General features: G+C 62.3%; 22 protein-coding genes and 1 pseudogene. 10 read left to right on the forward strand and 13 right to left on the reverse strand.

Annotated features, from left to right (window positions below):
• Positions 1-329 precede the first annotated feature (329 nt).
• Positions 330-1661 (forward strand): glycosyltransferase, encoded by a 1332-nt coding sequence (locus tag C8J43_RS19605; protein ID WP_243645691.1) that lies wholly within the window; start codon positions 330-332, stop codon positions 1659-1661.
• On the opposite strand, the gene C8J43_RS19610 is transcribed toward C8J43_RS19605, so the two are convergent.
• Positions 1579-2571, reverse strand: coding sequence for a phosphatase PAP2 family protein (locus C8J43_RS19610; protein ID WP_133032299.1), 993 nt, complete (start codon positions 2569-2571; stop codon positions 1579-1581). The genes C8J43_RS19605 and C8J43_RS19610 overlap by 83 nt on opposite strands.
• Before the next feature lie 249 nt (positions 2572-2820).
• Between C8J43_RS19610 and C8J43_RS19615 the strand changes: the two genes are divergently transcribed.
• The 6 genes and pseudogenes from C8J43_RS19615 to C8J43_RS19635 all read left to right on the forward strand — a co-directional run bounded on the left by C8J43_RS19615 (position 2821) and on the right by C8J43_RS19635 (position 8823).
• Positions 2821-3843 (forward strand): IS110 family transposase, encoded by a 1023-nt coding sequence (locus tag C8J43_RS19615; protein WP_133032300.1) that lies wholly within the window; start codon positions 2821-2823, stop codon positions 3841-3843.
• 390 nt (positions 3844-4233) lie between these two features.
• Positions 4234-5364, forward strand: coding sequence for a serine hydrolase domain-containing protein (locus C8J43_RS19620; RefSeq protein ID WP_133032301.1), 1131 nt, complete (start codon positions 4234-4236; stop codon positions 5362-5364).
• Positions 5365-5607: 243 nt separating this feature from the next.
• Entirely contained in the window at positions 5608-7119 is a 1512-nt protein-coding gene (gene istA, locus C8J43_RS19625) for an IS21 family transposase (protein WP_133032302.1), read from the forward strand.
• A complete protein-coding gene (istB, locus tag C8J43_RS19630) occupies positions 7106-7834 on the forward strand; it encodes an IS21-like element helper ATPase IstB (protein WP_133032303.1) in 729 nt (242 codons plus the stop codon). The genes istA and istB overlap by 14 nt, the downstream gene beginning before the upstream one ends.
• Before the next feature lie 173 nt (positions 7835-8007).
• Positions 8008-8112: pseudogene (locus C8J43_RS22600) on the forward strand (NAD(P)H-dependent oxidoreductase); the annotation flags it as partial.
• A 246-nt stretch (positions 8113-8358) separates the two neighbouring features.
• Positions 8359-8823, forward strand: a complete 465-nt coding sequence (locus C8J43_RS19635; RefSeq protein ID WP_133032304.1) for a hypothetical protein — start codon at positions 8359-8361, stop codon at positions 8821-8823.
• A 332-nt stretch (positions 8824-9155) separates the two neighbouring features.
• Here the strand turns inward: C8J43_RS19635 and C8J43_RS19640 are convergent, their stop codons facing one another.
• From C8J43_RS19640 to C8J43_RS19695, 12 genes are all read right to left on the reverse strand, one after another.
• Complete coding sequence (locus C8J43_RS19640; protein WP_133032305.1) at positions 9156-10511, reverse strand: S41 family peptidase; 1356 nt, start codon at positions 10509-10511, stop codon at positions 9156-9158.
• A 278-nt stretch (positions 10512-10789) separates the two neighbouring features.
• Positions 10790-11191: a cupin domain-containing protein gene (locus C8J43_RS19645; RefSeq protein ID WP_133032306.1), complete on the reverse strand. Its 402-nt coding sequence runs from the start codon at positions 11189-11191 to the stop codon at positions 10790-10792.
• Positions 11192-11216: 25 nt separating this feature from the next.
• Positions 11217-11543 carry a carboxymuconolactone decarboxylase family protein gene (locus tag C8J43_RS19650; protein WP_132741184.1) on the reverse strand — a complete coding sequence of 109 codons (327 nt, stop codon included), beginning with the start codon at positions 11541-11543 and terminating at the stop codon, positions 11217-11219.
• 92 nt (positions 11544-11635) lie between these two features.
• Positions 11636-12457 (reverse strand): glucose 1-dehydrogenase, encoded by an 822-nt coding sequence (locus C8J43_RS19655; RefSeq protein WP_243645692.1) that lies wholly within the window; start codon positions 12455-12457, stop codon positions 11636-11638.
• A 109-nt stretch (positions 12458-12566) separates the two neighbouring features.
• Complete coding sequence (locus C8J43_RS19660; protein WP_133032308.1) at positions 12567-13475, reverse strand: LysR family transcriptional regulator; 909 nt, start codon at positions 13473-13475, stop codon at positions 12567-12569.
• A 48-nt stretch (positions 13476-13523) separates the two neighbouring features.
• Positions 13524-14015, reverse strand: coding sequence for a cupin domain-containing protein (locus C8J43_RS19665; RefSeq protein WP_133032309.1), 492 nt, complete (start codon positions 14013-14015; stop codon positions 13524-13526).
• Positions 14016-14029: 14 nt separating this feature from the next.
• Complete coding sequence (locus tag C8J43_RS19670; protein ID WP_243645693.1) at positions 14030-16435, reverse strand: membrane-bound PQQ-dependent dehydrogenase, glucose/quinate/shikimate family; 2406 nt, start codon at positions 16433-16435, stop codon at positions 14030-14032.
• Between the two features lie 123 nt (positions 16436-16558).
• Positions 16559-17314 (reverse strand): isochorismatase family protein, encoded by a 756-nt coding sequence (locus C8J43_RS19675; RefSeq protein WP_133032310.1) that lies wholly within the window; start codon positions 17312-17314, stop codon positions 16559-16561.
• Positions 17314-19530: an aldehyde oxidoreductase molybdenum-binding subunit PaoC gene (gene paoC / locus C8J43_RS19680; protein ID WP_133032311.1), complete on the reverse strand. Its 2217-nt coding sequence runs from the start codon at positions 19528-19530 to the stop codon at positions 17314-17316. Before paoC ends, C8J43_RS19675 begins: the two co-directional genes overlap by 1 nt.
• Positions 19527-20492, reverse strand: coding sequence for a xanthine dehydrogenase family protein subunit M (locus C8J43_RS19685; protein ID WP_133032312.1), 966 nt, complete (start codon positions 20490-20492; stop codon positions 19527-19529). Before C8J43_RS19685 ends, paoC begins: the two co-directional genes overlap by 4 nt.
• Positions 20489-21124 carry an aldehyde dehydrogenase iron-sulfur subunit PaoA gene (paoA, locus tag C8J43_RS19690; RefSeq protein WP_133032313.1) on the reverse strand — a complete coding sequence of 212 codons (636 nt, stop codon included), beginning with the start codon at positions 21122-21124 and terminating at the stop codon, positions 20489-20491. The genes C8J43_RS19685 and paoA overlap by 4 nt, the downstream gene beginning before the upstream one ends.
• Positions 21125-21161: 37 nt before the next feature.
• Positions 21162-22352, reverse strand: coding sequence for a multidrug effflux MFS transporter (locus C8J43_RS19695; protein WP_243645694.1), 1191 nt, complete (start codon positions 22350-22352; stop codon positions 21162-21164).
• Positions 22353-22681: 329 nt separating this feature from the next.
• Between C8J43_RS19695 and C8J43_RS19700 the strand changes: the two genes are divergently transcribed.
• The 3 genes from C8J43_RS19700 to C8J43_RS19710 all read left to right on the forward strand — a co-directional run bounded on the left by C8J43_RS19700 (position 22682) and on the right by C8J43_RS19710 (position 26338).
• Positions 22682-23575 (forward strand): LysR family transcriptional regulator, encoded by an 894-nt coding sequence (locus tag C8J43_RS19700; RefSeq protein ID WP_133032315.1) that lies wholly within the window; start codon positions 22682-22684, stop codon positions 23573-23575.
• Positions 23576-24026: 451 nt separating this feature from the next.
• On the forward strand, positions 24027-25232 hold the full coding sequence (locus tag C8J43_RS19705) for an MFS transporter (protein ID WP_133032316.1): 1206 nt from the start codon (positions 24027-24029) through the stop codon (positions 25230-25232).
• Positions 25233-25354: 122 nt separating this feature from the next.
• Positions 25355-26338 carry an aldo/keto reductase gene (locus C8J43_RS19710; protein WP_133032334.1) on the forward strand — a complete coding sequence of 328 codons (984 nt, stop codon included), beginning with the start codon at positions 25355-25357 and terminating at the stop codon, positions 26336-26338.
• Positions 26339-26611 lie beyond the last annotated feature (273 nt).

The raw sequence follows: 26611 nt of genomic DNA on the forward strand, positions 1-26611 counted from the left end.
CCCAAACAATCTGAACGCCGCTATTCAAGCTGATGATGCGAGTCAATAGCACTAGCAACATCTCCTTAGTAGATTCTCTTGCGGGCACCTTTGTTGCGATCTCGATGCCTACGCCATTCCCGCAAATGAAGGGCGGGTAAGAAGGCACCGGCGTTCTCGGAAGCGATCGAATTTCGGGAATGTCTGGGTTGGGAAGGGAAGCGGACCGTCCGCTAACGCGCTAGCGCTTGCCAACCAAACAGTTAGTCGAACACGACCCACGCTATCATCTGGCAAGGTGATGGAACTATCGCCAGACGCGTTTGCTGATAGGAGCCGGTGATTACCTGATGGCGATGGAAAGCTATAAGAACGTGACCTTTGGAAGGCGACATATCGCGATCATTGCGCCGCCGACCGCCGGGCATATCAATCCTTTGGTAGCTCTGGGTTCCGCCCTTGCATCGACCGGATCCCAGATCACCGTGGTCCACATGGCTGAGGCGGCATCGCTCGTATCCAGTTCGGCAGTGCGCTTCGCGGCGATCGACCATCCTGCGGACCGGGAAGGTTCGCTGGCGAAACACATGTGCACGCTGGCAAACCCTTCAGGATTTATCGGGCTCCCCAGGATGATCCGCAGCACTGCCACGATGACCCGCCTGCTTCTCGAGACCTTGCCATCAGCTTTGTCTAGGCTCGGCATCGATGCGGTAATTGCGGACTCCGTTGAGCCGGCTGGTGCGCTGGTGGCTCGGCATCTTCGTTTGCCATTTATTACCGCAGTTACCGGATTGCCCCTCCTCAGGGAGGCAACGGTCCCGCCACCGTTTCTTGGGTGGGCGTATCGTCCGGATGCGATCGGTATCAACCGGAACAAGGGCGGTTACGCGGTAAGCGATCTGCTCATGAGACCGATCACCGGCACCGTTTCAACCTACGCCCGTCGTTGGGGTCTTGATCCAGACCCAAAATATCAATGGTCGGAGCGATTGCAGATCGCCCAATGTCCAGCACGCCTCGACTTCCCCCGCGCCGCGCTTCCCGCAAGTTTCCGATATGGCTCACCATGGCGGCTTAGTGAACCGGCAGAAACCCTCCCGGTGGAGGACGACCGGCCGTTGATATTCTGTTCGCTTGGATCCTTGCAAGGTGCGCGGCGAGCGCTGTTTGCAGCGATGACGAACGCATGCGCCGCAGTTGGTGCTCGTGCGGTGGTAGCGCATGGCGGCGGGCTGAGCCAAATTGAAGCCGCCTCCCTTCCCGGTGATCCGTTGGTCCGGGCGTTCCTGCCGCAGACCCAGATCCTGCACCAATGCTCGGCCGCGATACTGCACGGCGGCTTCAACACCGTGTTGGACGCTTTGGCTGCCGGGATTCCGATCGTGGCCGTGCCGCTGGCGTTTGAACAACCAGCGACGGCGGCACGTCTTGCGCGAATCGGCGCCGCCTGCATTGTGTCTCCGGCGGACGCAGGCCGAGGCGGCCTCGAACCGGCGTTGCGACGTCTGTTGACGAACCCGACTTATCGCCGCGTCGCTCGCCAGTTCGCCACGGATATTGCTTCCGGCGGAGGCGTAACCGAAGCGGCGTCGCTAGTTAATGCCGCCCTTCGCGATCAAGCGGACCTGCTGCCGATAAGGCGGAGCTCGGCGGACAAGGAGACGGCCTGCGCCGCGTGAGGCGATGGGCAACGATGATCGCAGGTGGCGCCAATATCAGACCCATAATGACGTCGGCCCCATAATGGCCGCCGAAAACTGGCGTCGCAAGAATGGTAAGTACCGCCCATGCCGCACCTGGAACCGTCAACACGGGCATGGCTCGGAACGACCAGATGAAGATCGCGGCGAGCGTTGCATGGAAGCTCGGGAAGCTGACTATTCCCATAAGCATCGTGAGATCGAGTACCTTGCGCGATCCATCGCGAAGGCCAGCGATCAATCCTTGCTCGAGCCATGCCACGGACGGCCAAAGATGCCGGTAGTGGGAAGGATCGAACAGGTTGCCCATTGCGGGCGTCAGCCCCGAGATCAGGATCGTGACGAACCCGGAAAGGATCGCTGCGCACACGGTAGTCCTGAGCACGTCGAACTTCGATACGCTGCTCAGCGCCACGATCACGACGATCATCTGCACGGTTAGACTGTGATAGGCCAATCCTAGCACCCAGATCGCTGCTGGAACCTTGTCGAGCAAAGCCAGCACTGCTGGCCAGTTGAACCCGATCACGCGGTCTGCCACTGCCAGACGGTCGTCCCACAGGACTCCCGACTTCGCGGCCAGCGCATAGGCCAAAACGACGCCCAATAACGTAAAAAGCGTCATTTGAAGGAAGGCCGTTGCGCCAGCAGCGAGGCGAGGTCGCGCGGTTCGTCTGCCAATGATGACGGCCACGCTAAGTGCGATTAACGCCGAGGCAGCAGGTACCGCCCGGACCCAGTCAATTGAAAACGCATGTGGATATTCCGCAGCAATGAAGCTCAGCAACATCGCCGCAATCAACACCCATGACGGTATGTCTCGACGGTCAGCGGGCAGTGTCGGCGCAGTCATTGCGGTCGAACGCAGATTGTACGCCTGCAGTGCCATCGACGTTGCGATCCGCTACCGATGTATAGTTGATGTGCATTCCCGAATGACCGGAAAACAACCCGGTATGACGCCTTGTGGCCCCTTCCCTCGTTGCCACGTCAGTTGCCATCTAGCCAGATGAACATGGGGTAATCGCGGGAGCGAAGCCCTAGCGTTCACGATGGAAGCTAGTGGCTGTTCCCCGATAAGATGGAAGTACGGGCTCACGATCCGAAGCCGGGCCCAAGCATCTGATGGAGAGCAGCCATGGACGAGTATATCGGGCTAGACATTTCCTTGAAAGAGACTGCCGTATCCATTCGGCGTGACGGCAAGCGTGTTTGGCGTGGTAAGTGTTCCTCGGATCCACAGCTTCTGGCGGCATTGATCCGCAAGCATGCGCCGGCACCCAAGCGGGTAGTATTCGAGACTGGCCCGCTCTCGGTCTGGTTCTTTCACGCGCTGGCGGCCGAAGGGGTGCCGGCGATCTGTATCGACGCACGCCATGCCAAAGCGGCTCTCGACATGGCAGCGAACAAGACCGATGCCAACGATGCCGACGGACTGGCGCATCTGGCTGAGGTCGGGTTCTACAAGGAAGTGCGGGTCAAGAGCTTCGACAGCATGCTCACTCGCACGCTGGTAGCAGCACGGACTCGTCTCGTGCGAATTGGTACCGAGCTGTCGAACCAGATCCGGGGCCTGATGAAGACGTTCGGTCTCGTCGTTCCCGCTGTGACGGGCAGCAAGTTCGAGCATCATGTTCATGCGCTGCTGGCCGACAATACAGACCTGGGGCAGATCATCCGTCCGCTGCTTGAAGCCTGGCACGCAGTTCGCCTCCGCTCCGCAGAGCTCGGACGCAAGCTTCTCGCGGATGCGCGGCGCAACGCTGCCTGCCAGCTGCTGATGTCGATCCCCGGTGTCGGTGTTGTGACCGCCACGTCGTTCGTTAGCGCGATCGAGGAGCCCGCCAACTTCAAGCATTCGAGATCGGTGGGAGCGTTCGTCGGGCTGACGACGCGGCGCTATCAGTCTGGCAAGATCGACTATGACGGTCACATCTCCAGGCGCGGTGATAGCCACCTGCGCGGACTCCTTTACGAGGCAGCAACAGTCCTCCTCACGCGCAGCCGATCCGAATGCGATCTACGCAAATGGGGGCTACAGCTGCGAGAAAGGCTTGGCTTCAAACGCGCCACGGTCGCAGTTGCCCGCAAGCTTGCCGTCATCATGCATAGCATGCTGATCACCGGTGAACCGTTCAGGGAGAAATCCGCCGCAGCTTAAATTCCCGAGCTCGTCCGCGTCGCAAGGCGCCACGACGTCCTGCCGGGACGTAGGCTGATCCATTCCGCGACATTCGTTGCACCTTATGCCTTCATGGCAATGAAGTGCGTGATGAACCTTGGAAGGGTTACCCGCGAAGCCCCATCATGCGGCGGCATATGTCGACCGCGAAGACGACCATGCTCTCGGCAACGACATCTCAGAAACCTCTTGCAACCAACGCGATTAGACGACGAACGTCTGAAGTTGGGAAGCGAGGGAAAGGGCGTTAGCGACCGATTATGGGTCGTCGCTGACGGATCGGTGGACGGTCTACCGCGCGGTGGTATCAGCTAGCCTAGTCACGCCGAACCTGTATGGCGATAAGTAGGTCGCTGACGGGAGTTGATAATGGATTTGGTGTCCAGGCGGACGATGCTCGCGGCCCCTTGCTTCGGGACGCTCGCCATAGCCGTGGCGGCAGATGCAACAACCGCGAGGACGCCCGGCACCCTTGCCAACTTGTCGACCTGGATGGACCTGGCGTCAGTACCGGGCGCGAGCTGGGCAATGCTGAACGGGTCCGGCGCCATCTCGGGCGGTGCGGTCGGCTATGCAAAGGCTAATGCGGTGCCCGCGACACCCGATACACTGTTCGAAGCAGCATCGCTGTCGAAGGTGGTTCTTGCGGTCGCGGTCCATGACATGGTGCGGGAGGGCATGATCGGCCTCGACCGGCCGGTGGCGGAGCATGTCGCGTTCACGGATGATGCTGCGACGCGATCGATTACGCCTCGCCACCTGCTCTCCCACTCTAGTGGCCTGCCTAACTGGCGCGACGAAGCGGGCGAGCCGTTAACAGCCGCGTTCCCTCCCGGCACGCGATTCCGCTACTCTGGCGAGGGCTTCGTACTGCTCGGCCGGTTGGTCGAGGCAGTTACTGGGCAGACCGCCGCGCAGGTGGTGGAGACGCGGGTCCTGCGACCGGCGGGAATGAGCCGAAGCACCTATGGATGGGCAAGGGGCACCGAGCCAGCAGTCGCGTGGGCGCACGACGGAGGCGGAGGTGTACTCATCGACAAAGGCCCGGCGGGCTATGCGATGCGTCGCGATGCTGGCCCGCCGAAACCAGTCGACCGGTGGATGCTAGGCGAACGGGCGAAAGCGGCCGTCGCACTTGGCAAACCGGCGATGCCAATATTCATGACGCCCAACATGGCGGCCGGATTGTGGACCACCGCCAGCGACTACGCGCGGTTCCTGGCTTTCGCACGGCGCTATCCGGGACTCTCTACAAAGACCACTCGAGTGAAGGGAACACTCGACTGGGGGCTAGGCTGGGGAATGGAGAGTGACGGTGGGCGGCGTTTCGCTTGGCACTGGGGTGCCAACGACGGCGTCGCGAACCTGTTTGTCGTGGACCTCGTATCGGGCGCAGCGGTTGTGGTGCTCACCAACGGCGACGCTGGGCGCAAAGTTTACGAGCGTGCTGCCCGCACTGTCTTCGCACGCGAGTTCGATGCGTTCGCTTGGCTGAAGTGACCTCCGCCGGCCCATCCGGGTCTGCTTGCGATATGGGAAGGCAGCCGCTTTAAGGTCGCAACCCTGTCACCCGACGCGTCTCAGTCGGCTTCTGGAGTATGAACGAGACGCTCTCAATGGCCCGGGATGTGGATCGGCGTGGAAAAAGGACCCCGGTAGCGGGGTGATCGGCGTCGAAAAAGGACCCCTCATTCCGTTGGTCTAAGGCTGTCCGCTTGGCAGATGTCAGGCGGCGAGATCGGGATGTTGGTATTGGAGACGGTATTGAGGATCCGGCGCGAGCACGCGTCGGGCAAAGCCATCAAGGCGATAATGCGGGACCTGCATTTGTCACGCGGGGTGGTGCGCAGGGCGATCCGGGCGCCGGAGGCGGACACCAAGTACCGGCGGGAAGTACAGCCGTTGCCAAAATTGGGGCCGTTTCAGATGCGGCTCGATGCGCTGTTGGAAGAGGATGAGCCACGACCGCGGCGCGAGAAGCTGCGCATTACGCGTGTCCATGATCTGCTGCTGCGCGAGGGGTTCGACGGCTCGTACGACGCGGTGCGCCGCTACGCTACCCGCTGGCGGCAAGCTCGACGTCGCGACGTAATGGACGCGCCAGCGTTCATCCCGCTGCTGTTCCGGCCGGGCGAGGCCTATCAGTTCGACTGGAGCCACGAAGACGTCGAGATCGCGGGCAAGCCAATGCGGGTGAAGGTCGCACATGTGCGGCTATGCGCATCGCGGGTGATGTACGTGCGAGCCTATCCGCGCGAGACACAGGAGATGCTGTTCGACGCCCATGCGCGGGCATTCGCCTTCTTCGGGGGCGTGCCGACGCGCGGCATCTACGACAACATGAAGACCGCCGTGACGAGCGTGTTCACAGGCAAGGAACGGGTTTTCAACCGACGTTTTCTGGTCATGGCGAACCATTACATGGTCGAGCCTACGGCTTGTTCGCCGACAGCCGGCTGGGAGAAAGGCCAGATCGAAAACCAGGTCCAGACGGCACGCGGTCGGTTCTTCCAACCGCGCCTGCGTTTTGCCAGTCTCGAGGAGCTGAACGGCTGGCTGGAGGCGGAATGTCGCCGCTGGGCCGACCTGCACCAGCACCCTGAGCAAAAGGAACTGACGGTTGCCCAGGCATGGGCTGCCGAGCGCGGTGTGCTCCAGCCGGTCGCCGCGCCCTTCGACGGGTTCTACGAGAGTGAGCATGCGGTGAGCGGCACGTGCCTGATAAGCTTCGACCGCAACCGCTATTCCGTTTCGGCCAAAGCCGTGCGGCGCACGGTTCAGGTGCGTGCCTATGCTACGCGCATCGTCGTGCGCCTCGGCGGTGAGGTACTCGCCGACCATCCTCGGTTCTTTGGTCGCGACCGCACCATCTACGACCCGTGGCACTACCTGCCGGTGCTCGTGACCAAACCCGGCGCCTTACGTAACGGCGCGCCGTTCCAGGACTGGGAGCTGCCGCCTGCGTTGTCACGACTGCGGCGCAAGCTCGGCGCTGGCGATGATGCCGACCGGCGGTTCGTGCGTGTGCTTGCAGCGGTGCTCGACGACGGGCTCGATCTCGTCGAGGCGGCCGTCCGTGAAGCACTGCTGGCGGGTATCACCAGCGACGACATCATTCTCAACATTCTCGCCCGTCGGCGCGAGCCGCCACGACCGTTGACCATCGCCACACCCGAGGACCTGGCGCTGCGCCATCCACCTCGTGCCGACTGCGGTCGCTACGACAGCCTGCGAGGTTTCCATGCAGCGGCATGAGATGATGACGGCCATGGCCGAGTTAGGGCTCAAGGGCATGGCTGGTGCCTTCGACGAGGCGGTCACCACCGGCCTGCAGCGCAAGCGTATGACAATGGAAATCCTGACGGACTTGCTGCGGGCAGAGACGGCCCATCGCCATGCAGCGTCGGTCCGCTACCGGATGTCAGCCGCCAAACTGCCGGCGGTAAAGGACCTCGACGCCTTCGTATTTGACGGCACGCCCATCAACGAAGGCCTGGTGCGCTCGCTGCACAGCGGCTCCTTCCTGGCCGGCCAGCGCAACATCGTGCTCGTCGGTGGTACGGGCACTGGCAAGACGCACCTCGCCAGCGCCATTACCGCCAACGTCGTGCGAAACGGCGCCCGCGGCCGCTACTTCAACACGGTCGACCTGGTGAACCGGCTCGAGGAGGAAACTCGCCTCGGCAAGGCCGGCGCGCTTGCAGCTCAGCTGTCACGCCTTGAGGTCGTGGTGCTCGACGAGCTTGGTTATCTGCCGTTCGCCCGCTCGGGCGGCCAGCTGCTCTTCCACCTGGTCAGCAAGCTCTACGAGCGGACCTCGGTCATCGTCACTACGAACCTTGCCTTTGGCGAATGGCCGACTGTCTTCGGCGACCCCAAGATGACCACCGCGCTGCTCGACCGCATTACGCACCACTGCGACATCGTCGAAACCGGCAACGACAGCTGGCGCTTCAAGCACCGCAGCTAGCCCCCGGGAACCCGACAGAGGAACGCTTCGCGCTGGTTACGCCTCCGGACGGGCTACGCCCGCCCTACGCCGCAACCAGCGCGAACGGCGCGTCCGTTACCGTCACGCCGCCCAACGAAGGGGGTCTCTTTTGGACGCCGATAGGGGGTCCTTTTTGGACGCCGATTGACAAGACTGGATCGCCGGGTGCGATTGGCGGGGCGCGGGCACAGTATCATTTGCGCCAGGTTCTAGTCTTCCTCGACGCTCATGTGCTCAACAAGCCCGAGGTAATGATCGGTCAAATCGCCGGTAAGGTCGATCCCGCGACCGGTGAGATCACCGACGAGGGTACGGCGACGTTCGTCGGCCAGCAAATCGCTGCACTCGCCGCGCTGGCTCGCCGCTAGACTGGAATATACCAGTCCGATCTACACTGCTGCCCGAGTTCATGCCTCCAGATAAGCTAGTCGACCTTCAACTCGGGCGGCTCGGACCGTCTGTGCCGCGTGATTGTTTACGAGTAATTATTAGGAGTTACTTCCATGCAAAAATACAAGGCAGCAATCACGGGGGGGCTAGTGGCTGGGTTGGTCACGACGGCCGTTATGGTCGCGGGTCGCAAAACCGGCTTGCTTACCAAGACGCTGGATCGCGATGCAGTTGATTGGATCGACGATGTAAGCAACTCTCGCGCCGTTATCGGTGAAGCAGGCACCAGCGCCGTTGAGTTCGCCAACCACCTTGGTGCCTCGGCCGCCTTCGCCGCTGCGCTGCCAACAATCCGGCGCGTCGTTCCATCCCTTTCGCCTGCCATGATCGGTGTGATTTACGGGAGCGTTTTATACGTCGTGAACATTGGTGGCATCGCGCCAGTTTTGGGCATCACGGAAGGTGAGGTACAAGCTGGCCCACGTAAGGCAGGGGAGCGATGGGCGATCCATGTGCTTCAAGCCGTCGTCACCGCCCTTGTCGCTGAGCGTCTGGCGTTCGATGAACCAACCGCCTGATGCTCCTTACGGGTACAGTATTGTGCCCCTTAGCATTCAAGGCGCCGCATCTCCAAAGAACATTGCGTCTCGCTACAATCTGATCAGGTCAGAACGCTTCTGATGTAACGCGCGCATCAAGCCTCCATAACGTCGGTATTGAGCAAATCGATCACACGCTGGCCTGTCGTAAACCACACGATAGTCGCCAATCGGGGTTGGCGACCGCGTTTTGCGACGATCGGGACGATACCGTCCGAAATCACCCGTTTGTCGCACAAGGGTGATTACGACTGGGTTTTTCACATATCGAGCAGCGTCGAACCAGCATAACTGCGCTCGGCGCCAGATGATTAGCTGCCGATCGCTACATAGTGCGTTACCCATCGCTCAAGAGCCCCATCGTCACGAATATCGCCGGTGAAGCGACGGGAGGGAATCTGCGGCACGTTGTCGTCCCGTTCGCGCCCGTCACGGGTCATAGCGGCAAAGTGGGCGACCGCATTGCCACTAGGCAATGGGATCGCGACGGACGACCCCGAGCGCCTGTCCACAAACGTTGGCAGACCTATCTGGAGAACGCCGGGAAACTTCTTCATTTCGTCCACGAAGGCAATACAGGCACTCGCACAGCCATAATCTGTAAGTACATAGACCTGAGCGCGGACCGGACTGGTCGGCGCCTTACCGCGCACGATCGGGATCGAAGCCGCCCTGAACAGTGGCTCCCCTGCAGCCTTCGCGCGTTCCTGCTCCCGGTCGTCTTTCACCCTATAAACGTCGAGTGTTGTATCGACAGGGGTCTTGAATGCGTCGGCTGTCTGTTCGGCCTCACCGTCCAGCGCGACGTAGGCCGGCGACAGGCGATAGACTCCGCGGATGTGCAGCCGAGCCGTTGCGTAATAGTCCGCGTAAGCCTGTCCATACAGCCCGCGCAGGTATCCCATGAACCAGTCATAGGGTCCGCCACTGTTGCCGCCAACATCGAGTACGATGAAGCGCTTGTTCCGTAGTGAGGGCGCTGCTGCGATCGCTGCATGGAAGTCCGACGCTTGCCGTGCGGTTTCCGGAGCAAAGTATCCGAGCGTCACCCACGCGCCATCGGCCCCGATCAGTCGCGTGGTCACGCCACGCTTTCGTTTGCCCTGCCATGACAGCATGATCGGCTGCAGCTCATCTAACGGTGCGGGCTTCCAGTCGAGTCCGACGGTACGGCCGTCGATCACGCACTGGGAGGGCCGTGAACGCAGCGGGCTGTCCTGATCCATCAGAAGCCGGAGAGCCGCTGTCATTCGTGAGTTCTCAAGCGCGATCGGGGTGCTGATCTCGTATTGCCCGATGGTATCGATCCACCATGACACGGGTTTCCCATCGCACGCAGTCAGTTCGGCATCGTCCCTGACGCCAGCCAGGCGCGATGACGTGACGCGATATCGTCCATTATCGAAGCGGACGAGGAAGCCCGGCCATTTAGCGTCAATCGGCGCCATCTGGAATTGCACGCCCGTATGCGCATCGCGGAAAGTCGTGGCGAGGTGGCGTAAGACCGCTTGATACCCAGCAGCGTCGCGAACGAGGGGTATTTCCGCCTCAGCCTTCGCCACCGCAAGGTTGAACCGGGCACCCCACGCTGCCGGGTCGGGATAGGCTGCATAGATGTAGTTCTGCCGCGCGCCGCTCGCGAACGCGTGGACGTCACGTCGCGTCATGTCCTGCCATCCGGATATGGTCGCAGGCGTTTCCCCTGCCCCGGGGGTCTTCGCGGGCACCGACGGCATACCATCCGGCGTAGAGGCCCGTGCTAGCCGACCTGGCGTAGCCGCAGTGCCAAGGATCATCAGCACTGACAAACCTGGGCGGATGGCTCGTGGGAAACGCATAGCAGACCTTAACGCGCCGGATGGGGCGGTGATTGCACCACCCCTACATTACGGAGACGGTAGGGCCGTCATGATCCGCGGGGTAGCAATACCTCCCGAGGAAGCAACTACGATCTACCCTGATACTGATCGTCCGTTACCTTCTCCAGCCACACGACGTTCTTGCCGTCTAAAGCTTCGGTTATCGCGAGGTGAGTCATTGCCGAGGTTGGCGTCGCCCCGTGCCAATGCTTGTGGCCAGGCGGGCACCAGACGACGTCACCTGTCCTGATCTCAACAATCGGTTCGCCCTCGCACTGTGTCCATCCACACCCTGTGGTCACGATCAGCGTCTGACCGAGCGGGTGCGTATGCCACGCCGAGCGAGCACCTGGTTCGAACGTGACGTAGGCGCTTGTAGCACGAGCGGGCTCCGGCGGACTGTTCAGCGGATCAATCCGGACGGTACCGGTGAAAAACTCCTCCGGACCTTTCTGTGAGGGCTGCGATCCCGCACGCATGAGTTTCATAGTATTTCTCCTATCCTCAATGACATCAGATGCCGGCTTCCTCGAACACCTTCTTCACGATCGGCAGAGCGGTCATGGCAGGCGGCCACCCGGCGTAGAAGGCAATCTGAGTGATTGCCTCGACGATCTCGCTGCGCTTCAAACCGTTCTCCAGTCCCTTCTTCACGTGGAAGGCCAGCTCGTTGTGTCGGTAGCCCGCGACCAGGCAGGTGATCGTTGTCAGACTGCGGTCGCGCGGAGAAAGCGCCGGGTTCGCCCACACGTCCCCGAACAATACCTTGTCAGTGATCTCGGCGAGATGGGGCGCGATGTCGCCGAATGATTTGCGAGCGTCGGTCGGTTCGGTAGGCAAGATTGTTTCTCCTGATAAGGCCGGCCACGGGGCAGAGGCGACAAGCGCCCCAGCGACTGCAGCCCGACGAGTGATTTGAAAGTCCATCAGCTTCAGTGAGCCGTAAAACCGCCATCTACTGGCAGGGCCACGCCAACGACGAAGCTGGCACCTGGGCTGCACAGCCATAAGACCGTCTGCGCGATCTCTTCAGCGGTACCGAGACGGCCAATTGGCTGCTGCTTCAGGAAGTCGTCCATCGCCGCCTTCTGTGTCTTCAGCATATCGGCGACCATCGGGGTTTCGATGACACCCGGGCAGATTGCGTTGATGCGGACTCCACGAGGCGCGTATTCAAGCGCGGCGCTCTTGGTGAGACCGATCACGCCATGCTTTGAGGCATGATAGGCGACACGCTCCGGCAGTCCGACAAGGCCTCCCAGCGAAGAGCAATTGACGATCGCGCCGGATCCCTGCGTGCGCATCTGCTTCAGCTCGTGCTTCATGCAAGTCCAGATGCCACGCAGGTTCACTGCGTGCACCTTGTCGAACTCTTCGGCTGTCTCGTCAGCCGCGTCTGACGGTTGAGCCTGGATACCAGCATTATTGTAGGCAAAGTCGAGGCGACCGAACTTGGAAACGGCTCGTTCGACGAGTGCCGCGGCCTGTGCTTCATCCGAGACATCGCAGGCCATGCCGATCGCAGTGTAACCGGCAGAGGTGAGCTTGTCCGCAGCCTCCTGGATTGCGGCTTCGTCGACGTCACCAATGACGACTGCGGCACCGTTTTTCGCAAAAGCCTCGGCAGTTGCGTAGCCCATACCGCCTTTGGCGCCCGTGACGACGGCGACCTTGCCGGAGAAGTCGTAGGTGGGGTTCATATCAGATCTCGCTGTTTGACGGTCGCGCCCGTCTTCAGCCAACAAGATATTCATCAGAACGTGCTTGGATTACCCCAATCCAAGTTCATGCCACCTTGAGGACGGCTCAACGTAGAGCCGTAGCGCCGGTAACGGCTAAGAGCCGACCCGATGATCCATGCGGTCACAGTCCAAGCGGCTTCAACTCCCTTACGAGATCGATCAGGAGACGAAGCCCGGTCGGTAATTGACGCCGGCTCGAATAATAGGCGTAGAAGCCCGGGCCCGACGCTGCCCACTCATCCAGCACCTGCCGTATGGCGCCGCTGGCGAGCAGCGGTGCGACCAACGGCTCGGGGGCATACATCAGGCCAGCACCGCCGATGAGCGCCTCCAGGATCGCGCGACTGTCGTCGAACGTCAGGGAACCCGGAACAGCGACGGCAATCTCTTCATCTCCACGCTCGAACTCCCAGCGGTAGACGCTGTCGTCCCCGATCCGGAAGCGCAGGCAATGATGGGCAGCAAGATCATCGGGGTGAGCCGGCGCACTATAGCGTTCGAGGTAGTCGACAGAACCGACGACGATCCAGCGGATCTCCGCCGACAGTCGCTGCGCGATCATGTCCTCAGGAACCGTACCGCCGTAGCGTATGCCAGCGTCGAACCCACCGTCTGTCACGTCGACCAGATGATTGCTGACGGCCACATCGAGTTCGACATCCGGGTAACGCGCCACGAACGCGGGCAGCACGGGGCCAATCAACAGGCTTGCCGCATCGCTTGGCACGTTGATGCGGATACGCCCCGTCGGAGCATCCCGAAAGCGGTTGAGCCGATCGACGGCTTGCTCGATCTGATCGAATGGGCCGCTGATCGCAGCTTGCAGCTCTTCTCCTGCCGCCGTGAGCGTAACGCTCCGGTTGGTTCGGTTCAGCAGTCGGATACCGAGGCGGGTTTCCAGCCCCTTCAACGCATGGCTCAGCGCCGAAGCGCTGACGCCGAGATCAAGGCCGGCACGACGGAAGTTGCGGTGTCGGGCGATCGCGAGGAAGTAGTTGTAGTCGGCGAGATCGGTACGGCTGATGGGCATGAGCGAACATGACCCATCAACGGCAAACATTGCAAATTGAACCGCTTACTATCTCGACGGGCCGTGAAACTGTACGTCCGTTACTGGCTCGGCCCAATCCACGTTGCGCCCGCCGACAGTCTCGGCGATCGACAGATGAGTCACGGTCGTCTGGTCGGTAGCACCGTGCCAATGCCGCTGACCTGCCGGCACATAAACCGTGTCCCCCTTGCAGATACGTTGCACCGGCCCCCCTTCGCGTTCCGTCCAGCCACAGCCCTCCGTTACATAAAGGGTCTGGCCTGCGGGATGGGTATGCCAGTTGCTGCGCGCACCGGAGTGGAACGTTACCAGTCCGGTGCCAGCACGGCCGGGCGCCAAAGGCTTCACCAGCTCGGCGACCGTCACCTTGCCCGTGAAATACTTCGCAGGGCCAGGCTTTGGGGACACCGTCTTGGCCCTGACCACGCCGGGCGGGGGCGCAGGTGCTGCCTGGCCGAGGGCGGCACCAGAGCCGTTAAACAGCAGTGTCGCAAGGAGGGGTGCTTTAAGCGATGTCATATAGATCCTCCTGACTATCGGGTAGCGTTGGCGGTCGGCATAGCGAAGGCGACGAGCCTGGTACCCTGGGTCGTCTTGAGCGTCGGCTTGCCCCCTGTAGCAATCACGACAAACTGGTGACCGCTCGGAGCGCGATAGGTCATTGGCGTCGCCTGTCCGCCGGCGGGCAACCTCGCCTTCCACAGCTCCTTGCCGCTCGACACGTCATAGGCGCGGATCGCCTGCTCGACCGAGGCGGCAATGAACGTCAGTCCGCCACGGGTCGTGATGCCGCCTCCCGAGAAGGGCACACCCATAGTGAAGGGGACGTGGCTGTGAATACCGAGCGGCCCTGTGTCAGCGCCGGTGCCGAACGGCTTTGACCAGATCACGCGACCGGTGGCCAAATCGACTGCCGACATGTTGCCCCAGGAGGGTGACGTACAGGGGACGCCGAGGAACGACTGGAATGGACCATTGGCGGCGCCGTATGGCGTGTTTGCCATCGGGTTCTTGGTATTTGTCGGCCCATGTGTTGGCTCAAGTACGTTTCCGCGGCGGTTCGCCTCAGCGCGAGTGATGAGCTGCGACTTGGTCGGCAGGTTCATCCACGGCACGATCATGATGCCGCGCTCCGGGTCGACCGACACGCTGCCCCAATTAACACCGCCACCATAGCCGGGCTGGACGATGGTTGGACGATCAAGTCCGATGGGCGTCAGCGGTCCCTCGTACCGCGCCTGTTTGAACTGGATGCGGCACAGCATCTGGTCGATCGGCGTCAGCCCCCACATGTCGACCTCGCGAAGGTTGGCACCCCGGAACGACGGCATTCCGACCGAGAAGGGCTGGGTTAAAGACAGCCGATCGCCTGGCCCATTACCGCCTTGCGGAACCGTCACTTCGCGCACCGTCTTGATCGGTCGGCCCGTGGCGCGGTCGAGCACAAAGATCTCGCCGCGCTTCGTTGGCGCGATTAGCGCAGGACGCATACCGCTGGCGCTCGGCACATCGACCAACGTGGGCTGCGACGGCATGTCATAGTCCCAGAGATCGTGGTGAGTGGCCTGAAAGCGCCAGCGGACGTTGCCGCTGTCGGCTTCGATCGCGATAATCGAGCTGCTATTGGCATCGTCGAACGACCGGCGCTGCTTGCCGTAGAGATCCGGCGTCGAATTACCCATTGGGAGGTATATGAGGCCCAGCCGCTCGTCTGCGCTGAGCGGTGCCCAACTGTTGGGCGTGGATCGCGTGTAGGTATCGCCGACGGGTGGCTCGCCCTTGCGGTTTGGTTGCCCGACGTCGAACGCCCACGAGAGCTTGCCAGTGACGGCATCAAAGGCACGGATCACGCCCGATGGCGCGCCCCAGAACTGATTGTCGAGGATGCCGCCTCCGACCACGAGCTTGCCGCGGACCAGCTGCGGCGCCGAGCTGACATAGTAGATGCCAAATGGCGCCGGGCTCATACCTCGCCGCAGATCGTAACGCCCCGCGGTGGCGAAGCCCGAGCAAAGCCGGCCGGTGCGGGCATCAAGCGCGACGAGATCAGGCACCTGACTGACAGCGTAGATGCGCTCGGCGCACGCGCCGGTCGCGCCGGGGACGCGGTAGTAGGTGACCCCGCGACACGGCTTGCCTGACGCGGAATCCGTCATCTGGAAGGACCAGCGCCGTTTCCCCGTCTCGGCATCGTAGGCGATCACGCCGTCATAGTTGTTACAGATGTAGAGGCTGTCGCCGATCATGATCGGCGTCACCTCGAGCCCACCGGTATATGCCCCCTTCGGCTTGGGGCCGGTATCAGCCTCCCACGCGACCTTCAGGTTATGGACGTTGCCGGCATTGATCTGATCGAGCGGGCTGAAACGCGAGCCGCCTTGATCGTTGCCATAGGCTTGCCACTCGGCCGTCGCGGCCGTCGTCGCCTGAGCGAGCCGGGCGGGTGCTGCGACGGGACCGCCCGTCTGCCAGATCGGATCAGCCGGCGTTCCTGGACCTGCTGCATTGAGCGCAATCCCGACCACGAGCGCCGCTACCAGCGCTGCACCGAACGCCGGCAAACCGCCGATACGGGCCGACACTGGCGCATGTCGAGGTGCACGACGCACACCGGGCAGAAGCAGTCCCAGCCCGAGTACAAATGGCGCTGTCAGACGAGGCACGAGTTGCCAGACGTTGCCGCCCACCTCCCATACCGACCAGGCCAGAGTGACAGCCAGCAAAGCACCATAGACCCAGGCACCACGTCGATCACCGCGCCAAATCAACACGCCGCTTGCAAGTGCCATTGCCCCGGCAATGAGGTAATAAAACGATCCGCCCGCCGTCGTGAGAATGATGCCACCCACGAACAGAACTGCGCCGACGATCGCAAGCGCAACGGCATACATACCGGCGAGCCATCCGCCATTTGGTTTTATAAAGTCGGGAACTGACATGGGTCGCCTCTCGCAGCTACTGGGCAGCCGTTCGGTGATAGTTGTAGAATGTAGATAACGATGCGCGCGGTACTTTCCGTCTTGAGCTTTGCTCAACGGCCACTCAACCTCACGTCATCACGTTCATTGGCCGAGGACTGGCTTCAGGGCCGCGAACACCTGTTTTCCGGGCGTTCCGACAAAATCGGGTACGAGCCTGGTTGCGAAGCTTAGCACCGACGTTGGCTTTGCCCCTGCCATCTCCATCTCACGGAACGCTGCGTTCTCCGTTCGCTCGAACTGGCTGCCGATCGTGTCCGTCACGAAGTAGACCTTGTGACCGGCAGCTACGGCGTCGAGCGCTGTCTGCAGGACGACAACCTCGGCTGCGAACCCGGCGATAACGAGGATGGGGCGACGCTGTCCGGTGATCGCCGCGACGGTTGCCCGATCGTGAAACGGTGCGACGGGTATGCGCAGAAGTGTGTTCGCTGGTCGTGCATAGGGCTTGAGCGCCGGGAGCAAATGCGGAGGCGACGTTCCCTCCATGACCACGCTGAACAGCATGGGCAGGGAGAGGATCGTGCCGACCTCTGCCAGCACGGCCGCAGCGCGTTCCAGACGATCGGGCGGCTGTGTCTTTGACCCCGCGACGAGCGGCCCTTGAAGATCCGCGAACAGTATCTGCACGAGGGCGGAATCAATTCGTGATCCCGCCGTTGCGTGATGGTCCGCCTCACGACCATTCGCAGCCGACGGCATTCCTGTCGCGACCCCGGCCGCAACTCCCAGTCCCATCAGTCCGCGACGGCTTAACGACGCGAACGGGGACTGTTCGCCTCGATGGTCGCGGCCCACGTTCGGTTGCATCCCCGACGGCATGTCTGACGAGACCGTCATCACGTCAGTCCTGGCAATGCGTCGAGATGCTTGTCGAGCGTGATCGGGTATTCGCGTACACGGACGCCGGTGGCGTTGTAGATCGCGTTCGCAACAGCTGCGCCGACCCCGCAGATGCCAAGTTCTCCGACGCCCTTCGCTTTCATTGGCGATGAGATCGGATCGACTTCGTCCAGGAACACAACCTCCTGGTGCGGGATGTCGGCGTGGACCGGCACTTCGTACGTCGCCAGATCGTGGTTGACGAAGAAGCCGAAGCGCTTGTCGACCGCCAGCTCCTCCATCAGTGCGGCACCTGCGCCCATTGTCATGCCTCCGATGACCTGGCTGCGTGCGGACTTCGGGTTGAGGATGCGCCCGGCCGCGCAGACTGCGAGCATCCGGCGGATACGCGTCTGGCCGGTGAACGAGTCCACCGCGACCTCGACAAAGTGACCGGCAAAGGTCGATTGCTGGTACTTCTTGGCGAGGTCGCCATACTCGATGAAGTCCTCGGCGGTCAGCGGACCGTTGCGGGCTGCGTCGGCGATCTTGGCACTGCGGCCTCCTGCACGGACTTCCCCGTCCGTGAACTGAAGGTCGCTGGTCATGCCGAGCCGCTGCCCCACCTGCTCGCGCAACTTGATGCAGGCCGCATAGACGCCCGCAGTCGAGTTGTTCGCACCCCACTGGCCACCCGAGCCTGCTGCGGCTGGGAAATCGGAGTCGCCGAGCTGCACCACGACCTTGTCGAGCGCGACGCCCATCATCTCGGCCGCGGTCTGCGCGATGATCGTATAGCTACCGGTGCCGATGTCGGTCATGTCGGTTTCGACCGTTACGATGCCCTTGCCATCGAGGCGAACCCGCGCGGCTGACTTGGTCAGCTGGTTGTTACGGAATGCCGCGGCCATTCCCATGCCGATCAGGTAGCGCCCCTCGCGCACTGATGCGGGCTTCGCGTTGCGTCGGTTCCACCCGAACCGGTCAGCGCCTTCGCGCAAGCACTTGATCAGCTGCCGCTGAGAGAACGGCCGCTGCGGCTTCTCAGGATCGACCTGCGTGTCGTTGACGATGCGGAACTCAACCGGGTCCATGCCCAGCTTCTCCGCCATCTCGTCCATGGCCATCTCAAGCGCCATCAACCCCGGTGCCTCGCCCGGTGCACGCATGGCGTTGCCTTCGGGCAGATCCATGACCGCGAGCTTCATCAGCGTCATGCGGTTGGCACCGGCGTAGAGCAGCTTGGTCTGCGCGACGGCAGTCTCGGGCTTCCCCTCGGGCAGGTTGCCAGATGTGCTCTCGTGCGCGATCGCGGTGATCTTACCGTCGCGGGTGGCACCCAGCCGGATGCGCTGGATGGTGGCAGGACGGTGCGTCGTATTATTGGCGATCAACGGCCGCTGCATTGCCACCTTTACCGGGCGACCTGCCGCCCGCGCGCCCAGTGCGGCAAGCGGCACGTCGGCGCGAATGGCCAGCTTTCCGCCAAACCCGCCACCGATATAGGGCGAGTCCACACGGACGTTCTCAGGGCTGAGGCTTAGCGTCTTGGCGACGTCGCGCTTCGCCCAAGCAATCATCTGGTTGGACGTCCACACCGTCAGCTTGGGGCCATCCCAAGCGGCGATCGTCGCGAACGGTTCCATCATGGAATGGCTATGCCCTGGCGTCGTGTACTGCTGGTCGAGCTTCACCGGCGCCGAGGCGAAGGCACCCTCGAAGTCTCCTACGCGATCGATCGGTGGCGCGCCGCTGCCTTCACCGCTGCCGCCACCCTCCAGCGGGGCGGTCGGTGCAAGCGCCTCAAGATCGTATTTGCCATTACCTCGTGCATAATTGACGCGGATCAGGTTCGCGGCAGCGCGTGCCTGCTCGAACGTCTCCGCAACGACTATGGCGATCGCCTGATGGTAGTGCTGGATCTCGGCCCCACCAAACAGACTGGCAGTGTTTTGCTGCCCGAGCGGCAGGGGTTTGTGGTCCAGGGTCGAGACGATCGCCAGCACGCCAGGCGCGGCTTTGGCATCGGCGATATTCATCGACCTGATGCGGCCTTTGGCGATCGCCGATCCGACGACGTAACCATAGGCCTGGTTCGGAGCGACGTCGTGCCGCTCATAGGCGTAAGGCGCGGTACCGGTGGTCTTGAACTTGCCGTCGATACGATCGGTCGGCTTGCCGACGACTTTCAACTGATCAATCGGATTGGTGCCCGCAGGCGTCTCGAACTTCATGCTGCCACCTTCTTCATGCCTGCGTCATGCATCACCGCCGCAAGCGTCCGCTCGACCAGTGCCACCTTGAACGCGTTGTCCTCCGTAGGCTTGGCACCTGCCATCAGGCGCGACGCCACAGCGCGCGCACCCTGCGGCATCGCCGTTTCCGCCGCCTCGACCCGCCACGGCTTGTGGGCGACACCGCCTACCGCCACCCGGCCGGTGCCGTCGGGCTGGATCACCGCGGCGACAGATACGAGCGCGTACGCGTAGGACGCACGGTCCCGGACCTTGTTGTAGAAGTGCTGACCGCCGAGCGGCTTGGGCAGCGTGACAGCCGTAATCAGCTCGCCGCGTTGCAGAGTATTGTCGAACTGGGGCGTGCTCCCGGGCAGCCGGTGGAAGTCGGCCATCGGAATTGCGCGGGTTGTCCCTTGCGGGTTCACCGTCTCTACCGTTGCATCGAGCACCCGGAGCGCAACCGCCATGTCGCCGGGGAAGGTGGCGATGCAGGCATCAGACGAACCGATAACGGCCAGCTGGCGGGAATATCCGCCGATCGCAGCACATCCTGACCCCGGCTTGCGCTTGTTGCATGGCTGGTTGGGGTCGTAAAAATACGGGCACCGGGTACGCTGCAGGATGTTGCCCGCGGTCGACGCCTTGTTTCGCAACTGCCCGCTGGCACCTGCGACGATCGCCTTGGTCAGTACCGCATAATCACGACGGACCCGGTCATCGGACGCCAGCGCGGTGTTGGTGACGTTCGCGCCGATCCGCAGTCCGCCATCGCGCGTCGCCTCGATCCGATCGAGCTTCAAATCCTGGACATCGACGAGATGCGTCGGCGTCTCGATCTCCAGCTTCATCAGATCAAGCAGGTTGGTCCCGCCCGCGATGAACTTTGCGCCTGGACGGTTGGCGACAAGCGCGGCCGCCTCGGCCGGAGTCTTTGCGCGCTCATAGGTGAAGGGCTTCATGCGTTCGCTCCCGCGACTTCGGTCATCGCTTCGAGGATGTTGGAGTAGGCACCACAGCGGCAGATGTTGCCGCTCATCCGCTCGCGCATCTCGTCGTTGGTGGCCTGCGGTTTTGCAGTGACGTCCGCCATCGCGTGGCTTGGGATACCAGCCTTGATCTCACCCAGGACCGCCACGGCCGAGCAAATTTGCCCGGGGGTGCAGTAGCCGCACTGATAGCCGTCGTGCTTGACGAACGCCGCCTGCATCGGATGCAGCTTGTCCGGCGTGCCGAGCCCTTCGATCGTGGTGATCTCGTCGCCTTCGTGCATTACGGCAAGGCTAAGGCACGAATTGATGCGCGTGCCCCCGACCATGACGGTGCAAGCACCGCACTGACCATGGTCACAGCCCTTCTTGGAGCCGGTCAGTTGCAGGTGCTCGCGGAGCGCATCGAGCAATGTCGTCCGGGTGTCGATCTCCAGCGAACGGCGCTGGCCATTCACTTTCATGATGACCTTCATCATTGCCGGCTTCGGCTGAACCGGAGCGGTCTGTGCGTCCGCTGCGGACACAGTCGTCAACGCCGCAGCCGCGGCGCTTCCCACCAGCACTCCCCGCCGGGAGATCTCCATGTCCTTCGAGCTGCTCATATCCCTGTCCTTCCCGGTTCGCGCATCGTGACCGTCACTAACATTGCTGAATTATCGCCGCGGTCGAACGCGTTTTACGGCTAACGAATTGGGCAGCTATGACGCTACAAACCCCCGTGACGGCGATAACCGCGCCCATCGATCGGGGTGTCCCGTCAGCAAACCAGCCGACCAGCGCCGACCCAAAGATGCCGCTGCCGAACTGGATCGAGCCGACCAGCGCCGATGTCGCACCAGCACGGTCCGGCTGTGCGTCCATCGCTCCGGCAACGGCATTGGCGATAAACAGCCCGTTTGCCGACAGGAACACGAACAACGGCACGACCAGACCCGGCAGTCCGCCGACGCCAGTCCACGCCGCAGCACCCGACCACAGCCCCGATACAGCGACGAGCGTAGCGCCCCAACGGAACATCCGCTCGCTTCCGAGCTGCACGACATAACGCCGGTTGATAAGGTTGAGCGCCATCTGCCCGATGATGCCCAGCCCGAGCAGCAGGCCGTAAGCGTCGGCAGGAACCTTGTAGTATGTAATGTAGGCAAAGGGCGTACCAGCGAGATACGCATAGAGGCCGGCATAGTAGAAGCCACTGGCAAATGCATAAGCCATGATGGTCTGGTTCCGGAGCAGTACGCCATAGCAGGCCAGCGCTGCCTGTATCGGCGTAGTCGATCGCCGGTCGGCAGGTAGCGACTCCGGAAGTCGCCACACCGCTGCAATCATGACGGCACCGATGACGGCGAGCATCCAGAACAGCGTGCGCCAGCTGCCGACGTGAAGAACCTGGGCACCGACCAGTGGACCAAGTAGCGGTGCAATCCCCATCACCAGCATCAGGGTGGAGAGGAGCTGCGCAGCGCGGTCGCGACCGTAGAGATCCCGCGCCATCGCGCGTGCGATCACTGGCCCGGCGCAGGCACCTGCGGCCTGGATTACCCTCCAGCCAATCAGATGCCAGAGCGTCGTCGCTGCGGCACAGCCGATCGACCCGATGATGAAAAGGACAATGCCTGCCAGCATGGGCAAGCGGCGACCGTACCGGTCGCTGATCGGCCCCCAGAGGAGCTGCCCAATGCTGAACCCGACGAGAAACCCTGACAGGGTCCATTCCACGTTTGCGGAGCTTTCCGCGAACGCTTGCTTCAATGTCGGGAGAGCCGGCAGGTAAATGTCGGTGGAGATAGACGCAAAGGCCATCATGGCGCTGAGCACCACCACGACCTTCATCGGTGCGGCGTCGCGGGATATGGTGGCTGCCTGCGGCATAGTCTCTCTATTCAACGATCTGAGGATAATGCTCTCGCCGGTTTCAGCGCCAAAGAGGCTGCACCGCCTGCAGCGACGCAGTCTCTCTACGCCACCGGGTAAGGCCAGGCTGACGGCAGGGGGAAGCGATCGCCAGCCAGCTGTTCGCCCCTCGCCCAGGCTTGCGACACCTCATGAATGCTACCCTTGTTTTCGCCCGGCGGTTTCCCGCCGCTGCTCGACATGTGGCCTTTGCGCTTGCCTGCGATTAGAGGCGGCAATCGGGATACCCTTATAAGGATTGCTTCTTAATGGCTCAGGCCAAGCTCGACGACGTGGAGGTGCTGCTGACGGTCGCGCGCGAGGGCAGCTTCACGCGTGCCGCAGCCCTGCTCGGGGTATCGCAATCGGCGCTGAGCCAGACGGTGCGAGCGCTTGAAGCGCGGATCGGCATTCGCTTGCTCGACCGCACGACACGCAGCGTGGCGCCGACAAATGCAGGCGCCCGACTGCTTGAACGGGTTTCACCCAAACTGGAGGAGATCCGCGCAGAGATCGCAGCGCTCAGTGCGCTGAAGGAAACTCCTGCCGGTACGATCCGCATCACCTCCGCCGAGCATGCTGCCAGAACAGCCGTCTGGCCGCGGCTTGCCCCCTTGCTGAAAGCCTATCCGGACGTGAACGTGGAGATCATCACGGACTATGGCCTGACGGACATCGTCGCCGAGCGCTATGACGCCGGCGTTCGCCTGGGTGAGATGGTCGCCAAAGACATGATCGCCGTGCCGATCGGGCCCGAACAGCGTATGATCGTCGTCGCGGCGCCGGCCTATCTGCAGGACAGGGTAGCACCGACCACCCCGCAGGGTCTTCTGGCACATGCCTGCATCAACTTACGCCTGCCCACGCACGGTGGGCTGTATGCGTGGGAGTTCGAGAAAGACGGCCACGAGATCAACGTTCGCGTCGAAGGCCAGTGCGTGTTCAACACGCTGGCCTTGATCCTGGAGGCGACACTGGATGGTCTCGGATTCTCGTTCATGCCGCAGGAAGCTGCGCAACCGCACCTTGCAGCGGGAACGCTCTGCACGGTGCTGGAAGACTGGTGCCCATCATACCCTGGCTTCCACCTCTTCTATTCTAGCAGACGTCAGCCTTCGGCAGCGTTCGCGCTCGTGGTCGATGCACTGCGCTACCGGGCCTAACCGTTCACTGATAAGCACATCTGATAAGAGCATGCGGAACTTAGCGTCTAATCCGTAGAACGTTTCGGGCTTACGTTTGCATCGCAGTCAGGCGCCCCCGTCAGGGCTCTGCCGGCGGCAAAAGGGTCTCCAATGCACGAAACGAATTCCGAGCAATCCAATGGCCTGGCCAGGCGCGAGCTGACGCGAACCGGTGCAGTGGGGTCGTCGCCATTGTCTCGCTCACGGCCGATGGCGATGCGGCGCAACTCGGCTTCCAATTCCAACGTGTGCCGGAGAACGGTTTGACCGAGGCGCCGCTCGGCAAGGCAATGGCTCATCTGGCTTTAACATTGCCGGCTGGAAAAAGGCCTTCTCCGGCACTTCCGCGATCACGAAGCTTAAGCTGCCAATGCCGGCGCCGTAACGAATGCCGCCCGCGCTCGCTCACCAAAGTTGAAGGACATCGATCATGGCCAGCATCACGGCCAGCGCTGACGTCGACATCGACGCCACTTCCTCGTCTCCGGCCGCCTGGGGCGCGCTCTATGCGATGACGCTTTGCACCTTCGTGCTGGTCGCCTCGGAGTTCATGCCGATCAGCCTGCTCAGCCCGATCGCACACGACCTGCACCTGACAGAGGGCCAGGCCGGACAGGCTATCTCCATCTCCGGGCTCTTCGCGATGGTCGCCAGCTTGTCACTCAGCCGGGTGATCGGCCGACGCGATCGACGTCACGTGCTGCTCGCGCTGACGGCACTCCTCGTCGTCTCCGGTTCGCTGGTGGCGCTGGCACCGAACTACGCGTTGCTGATGGCCGGGCGTGCGTTACTCGGCATAGCGATTGGAGGCTTCTGGTCGATGTCCGCAGCGATCGCGATGCGTCTCGTGCCGCCTGCATCGGTTCCGAAGGCGCTGGCCGTGCTTAATGGCGGCAGTGCCATTGCAGCAGTGGTTGGCGCGCCAGCTGGCAGCTTCCTTGGCGGCCTGATCGGCTGGCGCGGCGCGTTCTTCTGCGTCGTGCCGTTGGCCGTCGCGGCAGTCATCTGGCAGGCAGTGTCGCTTCCCCGCCTTCCGTATCGGGAGCGGACAAGCGGCACAGGCTTCATGACCCTGCTCCGTCGCCGGTCGGTGCTGATCGGTCTCCTTGGTTCGGCGCTTTTCTTCATGGGGCAATATTCGCTCTACACCTACCTGCGCCCCTTCCTTGAGCGGGTCACAGGGGTTGGCGTCAGCACTCTTTCTTCGCTGCTTCTGCTGATCGGGGTGTCCGGCTTTATCGGAACGATGCTTGTTGGTCGGGTGATCGGCAGGAAGCTTCACCTCGCGCTTGCGGTATTCCCTGCTGTTCTGGCGCTGGTTGCCGTCGGGCTGACGATGTTTGGCAGCTCGGTTGCGATTGTCGCAGCATTGCTCGCTCTTTGGGGCCTGTTCGCCACGTCCGCACCGGTTGGCTGGTGGACCTGGGTTACGCGTGCGGCACCCGATGATCCGGAGGCAGGTGGCGGGCTGGTCGTCGCGATCGTGCAGTTCTCGATCATGGCCGGAGCTGCCGGCGGTGGCATCATCTACGATGCCTTCGGCCCGCAGACCGAGTTCCTCGCCAGTGCCGCAATCCTTTTGGCTGCGGTGCCGATCGCCTTGTTGAGCCGAACCGCCCCTTCAGCTGTATCCTGATCATTGATTTATCAGAACCGCTTATAGGTCCTTCCCGAAATCCGGTGGTAATCTTCTGGCCGGGCCGGGCCCACATCAGATCTCTACCGCATGCCCCGACAATGACCGCGAAAGAAAGACAGATGGACAAACGCTTACTCGGCACGAACGGACTTCAGGTATCCGCCCTAGGCTTCGGCTGCATGGGGCTGTCGTTCGGCTATGGAGCTGCCACTGAGCGCAGCGATGCAGTCGCCTTGATCCGCGGCGCCCATGACTTGGGCGTGACCTTCTTTGATACCGCCGAGGCTTACGGCGTTGAGAACGAGGAAGTGCTGGGCGAGGCGGTTGCTCCGTTCCGTGATCAGGTCGTAATCGCGACCAAATTCGGTTGGAAGGACGGTAGTCCGCGTACGGGCCAGCTCGACAGCCGCCCCGAGCGCATCCGGATCGTCGCAGATCAGTCGTTGCAGCGATTGAAGACCGATCGCATCGATCTCTTCTACCAGCACCGCGTCGATCCGGATGTGCCGATCGATGAGGTGGCAGGTGCGGTTCGGGACCTCATCGCAGAAGGCAAGGTCAAGCATTTCGGTCTGTCGGAGGCGGGCGCCCAGACGATCCGGCGCGCTCACGCTGTGCAGCCAGTGGCGGCGCTCCAGAGCGAATATTCGATGTTCACGCGAGATCCAGAGGCCGAGATCCTGCCGCTCCTCGAGGAGCTCGGCATTGGCTTTGTGCCGTTCAGCCCGCTGGGCAAGGGCTTCCTGACGGGCAAGATCGATGCCGGCACCAGCTTCCCCGAGGGCGATATCCGCAATTCGCTGCCTCGCTTCCAGGCTGAGGCACGAGCCGCGAACCATAAGCTGGCCGAGGAGATCGGATCGCTGGCAGAGGCCAAAGGTGTGACGCCGGCGCAGGTCGCGCTCGCATGGCTGCTGGCGCAGAAGCCCTGGATCGTGCCGATCCCCGGTACGACCAAGCTTCACCGTCTTCAGGAGAATGTCGGAGGCGCCTCTGTCGAGTTGAGCCCTGACGATCTGCAGAAGCTTGCCGCCATCCTTGCCGCTATCCCTGTCCAGGGTGAGCGTTATTCCGCGCAGGGCATGAAGATGGTCAATCGTTAGTAAAAATATGCGAAATCTCTATTCGCGCCGGGACAAGGGACGGGCTGCTATTATCGGCACGTCCCTTTCCGGTGTGACGGCAAGTTTGTCGATTTCGAATATTGCCCTTTCCGTAACGCTCCCGACACGCTGCGAATGTTAAGCGGACAGTCCCGTCGAGGCGGGACAGGCCACTTGCGTGCCAGGGGGGACGGGGCGGCGTGCCGACGGCACCCGCTCGAGGCGACAGATGCTGAATAAAATTTATCGGCTTCTGCCGACCCCCGGAGGAAA

The organism is Sphingomonas sp. PP-CE-1G-424, from assembly GCF_004341085.1.
GTDB lineage: Bacteria > Pseudomonadota > Alphaproteobacteria > Sphingomonadales > Sphingomonadaceae > Sphingomonas.